General features: G+C 78.3%; 1 pseudogene. It reads left to right on the forward strand.

Features of this window, described 5'->3' with window-relative positions:
• Window positions 1-429 (forward strand): annotated as a pseudogene (locus Q2100_RS29485) (hypothetical protein); the annotation flags it as partial.

The following is a 429-nucleotide window of genomic DNA, read 5'->3' on the forward strand; positions in this document are numbered from 1 at the left end:
GGGACGGACCTGCCGCGTCGTCGCCGTCGCCACCGACGACGCCACCGCGCGCGCCGCCGCCCCCTACGCCGACGACGTCACCGTGGGGGAGGACCGGGCGACGATCCGGCTTGACGACCCGGGGATCACCGGCGCCGTCGACGCGCTGGGGCGGGGTTCGACGGTGCTCGCCACTCCGGCGGTGCTGCTCGCCGCCGGGCCCGGCTGGTTCCACCGGGTGATCGAGGCGGCCACGGCGACGTCACCGCCGCCGCCGGCGCTGCGGGACGTACCGACCGACCCGCGCCGCTGGCCGGGCTGGCTGTGGGGCGTCCTCGTCGGCCTCGGCATGATCGTCGCCGGCGCGGGCGCGGCACTGATCGCGCTCGGGCCGGTGCTGCTGTGGTACGACCGCGACCACCTCGGCGCGTCGGTCGCCGACCTGCACGC

This window comes from Mycolicibacterium arseniciresistens, assembly GCF_030519285.1.
In the GTDB taxonomy this organism is placed as follows: domain Bacteria; phylum Actinomycetota; class Actinomycetes; order Mycobacteriales; family Mycobacteriaceae; genus Mycobacterium; species Mycobacterium arseniciresistens.